Origin of the sequence: Halorubrum sp. SD690R (assembly GCF_005435035.1) — an archaeon.
Lineage (GTDB): Archaea > Halobacteriota > Halobacteria > Halobacteriales > Haloferacaceae > Halorubrum > Halorubrum ezzemoulense.
The window spans coordinates 57,658-64,640 of the sequence record NZ_SGTV01000018.1 but is presented as its reverse complement, the minus strand read 5'-3'; the positions used below and the strand labels follow the sequence as shown (position 1 = coordinate 64,640).

Sequence of the window (6,983 nt, the reverse complement as noted above, 5' to 3'; positions counted from 1 at the left end):
GACGCGCCGCGAGCCGACGGAGGCCCGCGATGAGCGGTGAGGGGTCGCGGACCGACGGCGGGCGGGTGACGGGGGGCGAGGGTCGGGCGGTCAGCGGCGAGTCGACCGCGAGGCGACCGGGCGGGCGCGGTCGGCTCGGGTGGCTCTTCGAGCCGCGGCTCGCGACCGTGGCCGCGGTGAGCCTCTTCATAGTCGTCCTCGCGGGGCTCGTTCAGGTGAGCTTCGGGGCATACTCGATGACGGTCGGGCAGGCGTGGCGGGCCGTCCTCGACCCGGCCGTCCTGCTCGACCCGCGGTGGTTCCTCAACTTCCTCCTCGGCGAGGAGCCGATGCGGGCGGTCACGGGGTTCCGGGGCGAGCTGCCGGAGCTCGCGCGCGAGACGCTCGTCGTCTGGAGCATCCGCCTGCCGCGAGTGTTCGTCGCCGTCGTCGTCGGGATGAACCTCGCCGTCTCCGGCGCCATCTTCCAGGCGGTGACGCGCAACGAACTCGCGAGCCCGTTCATCCTCGGCGTCTCCTCGGGCGCCGGGCTGACCATCCTGCTCACGCTCGTCGTGTTCGGCGGGCTCTCGGCGTTCCTCCCGCTGATCGCGGCGCTCGGCGGATCGGTCGCGTTCCTGATCGTCTACGCTATCGCGTGGAAGAACGGGACGAGCCCGGTCCGGCTCGTGCTCGCGGGCGTCATCGTCGGGACCGTCTTCAACAGCCTCCAGACGGGGCTGTTCTTTTTCGCCGACGACATCGGCGTCGTCCAGTCGGCGATCCAGTGGACGACGGGGTCGCTGACGGGGACCGACTGGGAGCAGGTCCGGACCGCGCTCCCGTGGACGCTCGTGGCGGTCGTGCTGTCGCTCGTCGGCTCGCGGCAGCTGAACCTCCTCCTCCTCGGCGAGCAGACGGCGAAGTCGCTGGGGATGTCGATCGAGCGGGTCCGGTTCGCGCTCTCCGGCGTCGCCGTGCTGGCGGCCGCCGCCAGCATCGCGGTGGCGGGGATCGTGAGCTTCGTCGGCCTCATCGTCCCGCACGTGGTCCGGAATCTCGTCGGCAGCGATTACAAGCGGGTGATCGTCGGCTGCCTGTTCGTCGGCCCGGCGCTGATGGTCGGCGCCGACGTCGGCGCGCGCCTCGGGGTGAGCGTCCTAACCGGCGCGGACGCACAGATCCCGGTGGGGATCGTCACCGGGCTGGTCGGCGGCCCGTACTTCCTGTACCTGATGCGGCGGCGGCAGAACGTGGGTGAGCTCTGAGTGTCCATATTCCGTGCGAACGCGACCGAACCGGAGGGATCGAGCGGCAAGACCGAAACGCGCGGCGCGAACGGCCCGCGCGACGGGACCGGACAGACAGGGGCCGGTGACGCGACCGGACCGACCGGAGCCGGCGACGCGACCGACGCGAGCGACCTCAACGCCGAGGACCTCGTGGTGGGCTACCCGACCGCCCCGGAGCCGGTGATCGACGGCGAGTCGATCGCGGCCGAGCCGGGCGCGGTGACGGCGCTCGTCGGGCCGAACGGCTCCGGGAAGAGCACCCTCCTGAAGGGGTTGGCGGACCAGATAGCGCCCGACGACGGCTCGGTCCTGCTCGACGGGCGCGACGTCCAGTCGATGGACGCGAAGCCGCTCGCGAAGCGGCTCGGGCTGCTCTCGCAGGAGCGCACGTCGCCCGAGAGCATCACCGTCGAGGACCTCGTGTACCACGGTCGCTACCCGCACCGGGGGTTCTTCGAGCGGACGACCGAGGAGGACGCTCGCGCGGTCGAGCGCGCAATCGACCTGACGGGCTGCGGCCACCTGCGCGACCGCGAGGTTGGGAGCCTGAGCGGCGGGCAGCGGCAGTTGGCGTGGATCGCGATGGCGTTGGCGCAGGACACCGACGTACTCCTCTTGGACGAGCCGACGACGTTCCTCGACCTTCACCACCAGATGGAGGTGATGGAGGTAATCGAGACGCTCCGCGACGAGAGCGATGTCACCGTGGTCGTCGTCCTCCACGACATCGAGCAGGCCGCGCGGCTCGCCGACCGCGTGGTCGCGCTCAAGGGCGGGGAAGTCCGGGCGCGCGGCCCGCCGGAGGAGGTCGTCACGGAGGACCTGCTCTCCGAGGTGTTCCGCGTCGACGCCGACGTGGTCGACACCGACCGCGGGCCGCGAGTCACACCGATCCGCGCGCGCCACGAAGAGTGACCGGAACCGGTGCGGGGGAGCGGCGTGTTTTTAGGCCAGCCTAAAGATCGGAACGGTTAAATTGGTTTAGGCTAGCCTAAAAATATGCGCAGAAGCGACGAGGCAGTCGACGGACACACCCGGAGAGCGTTCGCGAAGTACGGCGGGACGGTCGCCCTCGGCGGACTACTCGCCGGCTGTGCCGGCGGCGGCGCGGAGTCCGATCCGTCGAGGTCCGACGGCGGCGACGAGAGCTACGCCGCGTCGATCTCGCCGACCGGCGAGGTGACGTTCGAGTCGCCGCCCGAGACGGTGTTCACGCGGCTCACTCACCACGCGGGCATGGCGTTCGCCCTCGGACGGAGCGACGGGCTCACCGCGATGCACGCGCCGGACTACTACGACGGGCTCTGGAACCAGTTCGTCGAGCGGCTCCCCGGCGTCTCGCTCGACTGGTCGGGGCTCTACTCATCGTGGCAGCCCGACAAGGAGAAGCTGTACGAACTCGACAGCGACGTCCACCTCGCCGACCCGGCGTGGATCACCCGGCAGGACGCGTGGAGCCGCGAGGACGTCGACGAGATCGCCGAGCGCGTCTCGCCGTGGTTCGGCAACTCCCTCTCCGACCGCCACCAGGAGCCGACGGGCGAGTGGGCCGACGGGTACCAGTACTACGGCCTCTGGGAGCAGTTCGAAATCGTCGCGGAGGCGTTCCGCGAGCGCGAGCGCTACGAGGCGCTCGCGGGCGTCCGCGAGGAGCTCCTCGCGACGATCGACGATGGGCTCCCGCCGGAGTCGGAGCGCCCGACCGCGATCATGGTCGCGGCCGCCGACATCGAGCAGATCTACGCGTACACGCTGAGCAACCCCAGCTTCCTCACGTCGCACACGCGCCCGCTCGGGCCGCGCGACGCCTTCGGAGGGAGCGTCGAGTCCAGCACGGTCGTCGACTTCGAGACGATACTGGAAGCCGACCCCGACGTGATCCTCTACCTCGGCGGCTTCGAGCCCGGAACCGACATGGCCGGGCGGCGGGCCGCCTTCGAGGAGGACCCCGTCGGCTCGGAGGTCACCGCGGTGAAGAACGACCGGATCCACCCGCAGGGCGCGCGGTATCAGGGACCGATCCTGAACCTCTTCCAGCTGGAGATGACCGCGAAGCAGCTGTACCCCGACGCGTTCGGCGCGTGGCCCCGCTACGAGGAGGGCCCGTACCCGGAGATCCCCGAAGGCGAGCGGCTGTTCGACCGGCAACGGGTGGCCGACGCGATCAACGGAGAGTTGTAGATGCGCGCCCGCGAGTGGACCGTCGCGGCGACGTACGGCGACCCGACCGACTACGACGTGCCCGCGCTGCCGACGTGGCGCGTCGAGCGCGGCGAGTGCGGCGGGATCGCGTTCGCGGCGACCGACCGCGACGAGCCCTTCATCGCCGCGGAGCGGCCGGTCCGAGTTCGCCGATGACCGCGGGATCGTCGGCCGCTCCGGCGCGCCCGATCGACGCATCGGCCCGCTCGGGTCGCGTCGGGGACGCGACCCGCGACCGAAGCCCGTATCTCGTCGCGGCGGCGTCAACGGGTATGGACTCGAACCGCGATCGGACCGGCGACGCCTTCGGACGTGGACGGGTGATCGAGCGATGACGGCGGGCGCGACCGGAGCGGCCGAGGGCCCGGACGGCCCGACCGACGAGCGCCCGCGCGAGCGCGACGCGGTCGTCGTCGGCGGCGGCGTCGCCGGGCTCTCTGCGGCCGTGTACACCGCTCGGCAGGGGCTCGACACGCTCGTCGTCGACCCGGGCGAGTCGATCCTCCGGCGGAACGGGCGCCTAGAGAACTTCCCCGGCTTCCCGCTCGGCGTCGACCCGCGCCGCCTGCTGGACCTGCTCGGCGAGCAGGCGGAGACCGCCGGCGCGGACCGGCTCGACGCCCGGGTCACGCGGGTCTCGCTCGCCGACGGGGACCCCGACGCGGCCGACGCCGGAAACGCGGCGGACGGCGCCCGCTTCGCCGTGACCACCGACGAGGGCGACCGGATCGGTGCCCGACGGGTCGTCGCGGCGACGAAGAACGAGGTGGGGTATCTGACGGAGCTCGACGGCGTCGATATCGTCGACCGCGGGAAGGCGTACGTCGACGCCGACGAGCGCGGGCGGACCGGCGTCGACGGGCTGTACGCCGCGGGGCGGCTCGCCCGCAAACCCCACCAGGCGGCGGTGTGCGCGGGCCACGGCGCGGAGGTCGCCGTGACGCTGTTGGAGGAGTCCGACGAGCCGTTCTACCACGACTGGGTCGCGCCGAAGGGGTATTTCACCGACCGCGACCGCGACGTGCCGCCGGGCTGCGAGGAGATCGACGCTGCCGAGCGCCGCAAGCGCGAGGCGGCCGCGCTCGACGCGACGCGCGACCGGTTCGCCGAACCGCACCCGGACCCGCAGGAGACGCACCCGAGCCTAGAGGAGTGACCGACCCGACACCGAGGACACGGCCGTGATCGGAACGACGCTGCTCGACATCGCGACCCACATCGAATCGCTCGCGAGCGAGGACGGCGAGTTCTCTCTCGTCTGCGCGCGGTACGGCGACCGCCCGGTCCCCGCCGCCGGTCTGCGGTTCGCGGACCGCGAGACGGCCCGCGCGGCCGCCCGGGCGACCGAGCAGTACCGCGACGCGCTCCGCCGCTACGACCCCGAACTCCCCTTTTACGACGTGATCGTCAGACAGGAGTTCGCGGAGCCGACGACCGGGACGGCGACCGGGGACCCGGGCCTCGACCGATTTGTCCCCGACCTCGACGTCGGCGCGGCCGACGAGCTGACCGACCGCGTGGTGGAGGCCGTCGACGACCGTCCCGCCGAGGGCGACCGCGACGCCGAGGGCAGCGACGGGAGCGCCCTCGATGGCGACGCGGATCCGCACCCCGACGCACCGACCCGGTCCGGACCGCCCGGACGGGGCCCGCGCCGCGACCGCGTCGAGTTCTGTCACGCCGCGGCGGCGGCGGCGTTCGAAGCGCTTTCCGCGGCGGGCCACGACCGCGTCGAGTCGGCGGTGATGGACGCGTACTTCGCGTTCGCGGAACGGCTCTCCGACCCCGACGACCTCTGTCTCTGCCTGCTCGAAGCGACGGCGATAGCGCTCGACCGCCACCTCGATCCGGAGGCGCAGGCGACGGTGCTGTCCGCGGCCGCCGAGCGCCTCCCGGACCCCGGGCCGACGCCGGCCGCGGACCCGGTCGCGGCCGCGTTCGACCGGCTCGCGGCGGTCGGCCTCGTCGACGACTACGAGCGCGTCGGCGGCTCCGAACGCGCCGACGGCCCCGACCGGGCCGCCGAGGCCGATCGCGGCGCGACCGTCCGCGTCTCCGGGTACGCGCTGTCTCCGACGGACGGCCGCGTCCCGACGCTGCCGGTGGCGCTGGAGGTGTGCCGCCGCGACCCGCGCGGTCGGCTCGCCGGCGTGGCGCTGCTCGGGGGCGGCGGCGACGCGACCGGTTCAGACTGCTGGTTCAGGGTCGATCCGGACGCTCCCTCCCTCGACGGCGGCCCGTCGAGCTCGTCGGTTCCCTCGGAGAGCTGACCGCCGCCGGGAGGACGCGTCGCTCCGCCGCGTGTTCCGGATCTCCGCGTCTCGGGGTCCGCGTCCCGTGCCTCCGGAACCCCGCGTCGCCGCCCTACTCCTCGTCCGACTCGATCCGGACGAGGTCCGCCTCGACGTCCTCGACGAACGCGCCTTGTCCCCCGACGGTGACCTCGCCGTCGTCGGTCTCGACGACGAGCGAGTGCTCGACCGGGAACTCGTTGTTCCTCGGCTCCACCATCCCCTGTTTCGTCTCGACGACGCGGCCGACGATCTCGGCCGCCTCGTCGTCGTCGGTCCACCGCCCCCCGACGGTCACCCGCGGCGGGTCGCCGGCGCGGAGCCGCAGGGTCGCCTGGAGGACGGTGTGTCTGAAGTCGGTGTACTCGACCGGGAGCGGCGCCGGCTCGGCGACGGCCATCTCGGTTGCGGCGGGCCAGTAGTTCCCGAGGAAGGAGCCGACGATCACGGGCGCGAGCTGCTCCTGGGCGAAGGCGATGGCCTGTCGGTCGGTGGTCGACTGCCGGAGGAGCTCGGGCGGGGAGACGACGCCGGCCGCGGAGTCGACCGTGAGCAGCGTCGGCATCGCCTCGCTCCACGTCCGGACGACGTTCGCGACGCCCGACAGCGCGGGGTCGTCCGCGTCGAGGCTCGCGTCGGCGTCGGAGACGACGAGCAGGACGAGGACGCCGCGGTCGACCGCGTCGGCGAGCGCCTCGCGCACCTCGGGGAGCTGCTTCGCGGTGATCGAGAGCGTCACCTCGCTTTCGGCGTCCGCGAGCAGCGACCGGATCCGCTTGATTACCGTGACCCGCGATTTGATCACCTCGAACTGCTCGGCCTGGCGCTCCACGCGGGAGTACCGCTCCGCGAGCCCGGGTCGCATCGCGTCCACGTCCGACCGGAGCCGGTCTATCACCTCGTCCGGCGGGTTCGCCCGGATCGTCGTCGGCACGACGTGGTCGTTCACCTCGACGAAGCCGCGCTCCGCCAGCGACTCGCTCACGCTGTAGACGTACCGCTTCGAGACGCCCGCCGCGTCGGCGACGGTGCTCGCCTTCGCCTCGCCGTGTTCGAGCAGACTGAGATAGGTGTCGACCTCCTTATCAGAGAGTCCGAAGCGACGGAGGAGGTCGGTCAGCGTCCGGTCGTCCATACGCACGCCTCTGGCGAGCGACACTTATAGGAGTCGGTACCGGGCGGCTTCGCCGCTCCGCGACGGCGGCGACGGCGACGGCGA

The 6,983-nt window shown here is 72.4% G+C and carries 8 protein-coding genes; 7 read left to right on the top strand and 1 reads right to left on the bottom strand.

The genetic code is table 11. The annotated features are described in order from the left end of the window. The first annotated feature begins 29 nt into the window (after positions 1 to 29). The 7 genes from EXE41_RS12135 to EXE41_RS12115 all read left to right on the top strand — a co-directional run bounded on the left by EXE41_RS12135 (position 30) and on the right by EXE41_RS12115 (position 5,743). Positions 30 to 1,247: an iron ABC transporter permease gene (locus tag EXE41_RS12135; RefSeq protein WP_137691153.1), complete on the top strand. Its 1,218-nt coding sequence runs from the start codon at positions 30 to 32 to the stop codon at positions 1,245 to 1,247. After that, a complete protein-coding gene (locus EXE41_RS12130; protein WP_086216542.1) occupies positions 1,248 to 2,186 on the top strand; it encodes an ABC transporter ATP-binding protein in 939 nt (312 codons plus the stop codon). An 84-nt stretch (positions 2,187 to 2,270) separates the two neighbouring features. After that, a complete protein-coding gene (locus tag EXE41_RS12125; protein WP_137691152.1) occupies positions 2,271 to 3,452 on the top strand; it encodes an ABC transporter substrate-binding protein in 1,182 nt (393 codons plus the stop codon). Beyond that, positions 3,453 to 3,629, top strand: coding sequence for a hypothetical protein (locus tag EXE41_RS19325; RefSeq protein ID WP_169514834.1), 177 nt, complete (start codon positions 3,453 to 3,455; stop codon positions 3,627 to 3,629). Continuing rightward, complete coding sequence (locus tag EXE41_RS19085; protein ID WP_086216540.1) at positions 3,626 to 3,808, top strand: hypothetical protein; 183 nt, start codon at positions 3,626 to 3,628, stop codon at positions 3,806 to 3,808. The genes EXE41_RS19325 and EXE41_RS19085 overlap by 4 nt, the downstream gene beginning before the upstream one ends. Further along, positions 3,805 to 4,629: an FAD-binding protein gene (locus EXE41_RS12120; RefSeq protein WP_137691151.1), complete on the top strand. Its 825-nt coding sequence runs from the start codon at positions 3,805 to 3,807 to the stop codon at positions 4,627 to 4,629. Before EXE41_RS19085 ends, EXE41_RS12120 begins: the two co-directional genes overlap by 4 nt. A gap of 25 nt (positions 4,630 to 4,654) precedes the next feature. Continuing rightward, positions 4,655 to 5,743, top strand: a complete 1,089-nt coding sequence (locus EXE41_RS12115; protein ID WP_137691150.1) for a hypothetical protein — start codon at positions 4,655 to 4,657, stop codon at positions 5,741 to 5,743. 94 nt (positions 5,744 to 5,837) lie between these two features. Here EXE41_RS12115 and EXE41_RS12110 read toward each other — a convergent pair whose 3' ends face one another. Then, complete coding sequence (locus EXE41_RS12110; protein WP_094495262.1) at positions 5,838 to 6,899, bottom strand: TrmB family transcriptional regulator sugar-binding domain-containing protein; 1,062 nt, start codon at positions 6,897 to 6,899, stop codon at positions 5,838 to 5,840. Between the last annotated feature and the right edge of the window lie 84 nt (positions 6,900 to 6,983).